Raw genomic sequence first — 3,375 nt, 5'->3', positions numbered from 1 at the left:
ATTACGTCTGGCTTCGCCGACAGGCTCGGACTCTGCCTGGCGCTGGGTCTAGTGTTCCTGGCCGATTATTTGGTCGTCCAGCCTTGTGTTCAGTGATTGAATTTGTTGGAAAGCCTGCATGGGGTTGAATACCTTTTCGCTGTTATGGATAGCAATTGTGGGTTGATTCAAAGCCGGTGAGCCAGTTCGGCATCATCCAGCGCGACAAAAGTGCTCGATAGACTGCGCAAGGTGGTGACGGTTCCCTGCGATTTCAACTGTTTACACTAATTTTTCGACTAGGCTTAAAGAACATCCGTTCTATCTTTGACAGGAGTTCAAACTGTGAACAGCCCCTTGGTCAGTCAGCACAAGCTTGCCGAATTTTTAGATGAATTTAATCAATACACCGCATCCAAATTGGTGGGCGTGGAACTGACATCGCTCCAGGGATTGGCGAAAAAGTTTTTTAATCATTATCCATTGGAGGAGTTGGTGGGGCGACGCTTGAGCGACGTGTTTGGCAGCCTCTACCAATGGTGGCAATTTATTCAGGCGTTTGATGGACAGCAGCCCAAGGTACGGCTGTTTAATCCGAGCCTTGCGGAAGACGGTTGGGTCTGCCCGCATACTGCGTTAGTAGTGTTGCAAAATGATATGCCATTTCTGGTGGATTCAATCCGCATCGAATTAAACCGACGCAACATTGCGATCTACACCATCAAAAGCACAGTGCTCAGTTTGGTGCGGGACGCTAATCATCAGCTAGTGGAATTAATTGACAGCGAAAACGGGCAGGCTGTAGAACAATTCAGTGGTAGCAAAACGAAGGAAGCTTTGATTGTGATGGAGGTCAGTGTCCATACTGATCAGCAGGAGCTAGCGGAAATTTGCCAGAGTTTGCACGATATTCTGGCGGAAGTAGAGTGCGTTGTTGATGATTACCAGCCTATGCGTGCTGCTGCACTTGCGACAGAGCAAAACCTCAATTTCGCTAAAAATGCCCCGGCTGCGGCCAATATCCAGCAGACTAAAGCCTTCGTACATTGGCTTACGGAGGATAAATTTACTTTTCTCGGTTATGCCGAATATGAATTTAAAGATATTGCTGGCCAGAAGACCCTCTGTGAAATTCCTGCCTCTCGCTTGGGTATATTCACTTTGCGTAAAGGCACGGACAAGGCCTCCCTCGCAGTAGATTTATTTAACGAAGGCATGGCACGTTTTCATTTGGTGCCTCAGGTCATTACTTTTTCCAAATCATCCGCGCGCGCCCGTGTCCATCGCAATGCTTATTCCGATTATGTAGTGGTTAAACGTTTTAATGCACAGGGCGAGGTAATAGGGGAAGTGCGCTTTCTTGGGCTTTACACCTCGACCGTTTATTTGATGAGTCCGACCGAGATCCCGCTAATCGCCACCAAAGTTGCGAAAGTATTTGAACTTACCGGATTGGACGAGGCGAGTCATGACGGGAAAAATTTCCGCCAGTTACTGGAAACCTTTCCGCGCAATGAATTATTTTTAAGCAGCAGCACTGAGCTCTACGAAACACTCGTGGGTGTAGCGCAAATCAACGAGCGCTCTATGGTGCGATTGTTTATGCGGCGCGATCCGTTTGGAAAATTTATTAATTTCATTATTTATGTCCCCCGCGATTATTTTTCTACTAAAGTGCGCTTGGCGATACAGGAATTGATCGGCAACGCTATAGGTTCGCACGAGAGTCAATTCACGACCTATTTTTCTGAATCCATCCTCGCGCGCGTCTATCTGGTATTTAAATTGGATGCCGCTATGCCAGTGCAGGTGGACGTGGCGACTCTGCAGGCTGGGATAGTGAATATCACCCGGTCATGGGAGGATTATTTACATACGGCGTTGATGGAGGCGCATGGGGAGGAGGTGAGTGCCCAGCTACTGCGCGAATATCGCGATGCATTTTCGGCGGCTTATCAAGAACAATACGACGCACCTACCGCGGTGCAGGATATTCACTCCATCGCGGAATTGTCGTCGGGTAAACTTGCGGCGAGTGAGCCGGCGGATACGCAAAAAATTGCGCTCAGTATGTATCATTCGCTCGTGGGCGAGCAGGGCGCATTTGTGCAATTCAAAATTTTCCATCGCGATACTACGCTGTCCCTATCCGATGTGATTCCTGTATTGGAAAATCTCGGGTTTCGCGTTGTAAGCGAAAGCGCTTACGGTATTAATACCTCCTCGGGTAAATTGTTTTGGCTGCACGATTTTAAGCTTTCCCATCAATTTTCCAGCAGCATTGATTTGCCCGCACTCAAAGAAAATTTTATGAGTGCCTTCGCCGCTATATGGCACGGCCAAGCCGATAGCGATGCGTTTAACTCACTGATTACCACAGCCGGATTAGCTTGGCGCGAAGTAGTCATGTTGCGCGCCTATTCCGGTTACATGCACCAGACTTTGTTCCCGTTTAGCGCAAACTATATGGCGGTAGCGCTGGTAAACCAGGCGGCTATCACGCACAAGCTGGTTGAATTATTTACCCTGAAGTTTGATCCGGATTTGGTGGACGAAAAAACGCCGGAGCGAATTGCTACGCTACGTACCGATATTCTTGCGCGCCTGGATGCAGTGCAAAACCTCAATGATGACCGTATTATTCGCCGCTTCCTCGCCTTGATCGATAACACCTTGCGCACGAATTTTTATCAAGTGGATGCACAGGGCAATAGCAAACCCTATCTTTCCCTCAAATTTTCGCCGCGCAAATTGCCGGATATTCCCGCACCGCGTCCACTGTTTGAAATTTTTGTCTACTCACCGAGGATGGAAGGCCTGCATTTGCGCACCAGTAAAGTTGCGCGCGGCGGCCTGCGCTGGTCTGACCGTTTACAAGATTACCGCACGGAAGTGCTTGGCTTGGTAAAAGCCCAGCAGGTAAAAAATGCAGTGATTGTTCCCAGTGGTGCCAAGGGTGGTTTTGTCTGTAAAAAAATGCCATCCAATGCCAATCGCGATCAGCAATTACGAGAGGGCATCGCCTGCTACCAGTGGCTTATTCGCGGCCTGCTGGATTTAACCGATAATCTGGTTGATGGCAGTATTTGTGCACCTCAAAACGTCGTGCGCTACGATGAAGATGATGCGTATCTGGTGGTGGCTGCCGACAAAGGCACCGCGAGTTTTTCAGACATCGCCAATGCAATTTCGGCTGAATACAATCACTGGCTCGGCGATGCATTTGCCTCGGGCGGCAGCCAGGGCTATGACCATAAAGGTATGGGCATTACCGCGCGTGGCGCGTGGATTTCAGTGCAGCGCCACTTCCGCGAAAAAAATATTGATGTGCAAACCGAACCTGTAACCGTGTTGGGTATTGGCGATATGGCAGGCGATGTATTTGGCAATGGCATG

At 49.0% G+C, this 3,375-nt stretch carries 1 protein-coding gene; it reads left to right on the top strand.

What is annotated here, in order from left to right; translation table 11 throughout:
• Positions 1-324: 324 nt before the first annotated feature.
• A partial coding sequence (locus ACWA6V_RS19010) for an NAD-glutamate dehydrogenase domain-containing protein (protein WP_449523969.1) occupies positions 325-3,375 on the top strand: 3,051 nt, incomplete at its 3' end.

The sequence above is a fragment of the Cellvibrio sp. genome, assembly GCF_053579595.1.
The sequence above is the reverse complement of the archived record's forward strand: the minus strand, read 5'-3'. Positions and strand labels throughout refer to the sequence as shown.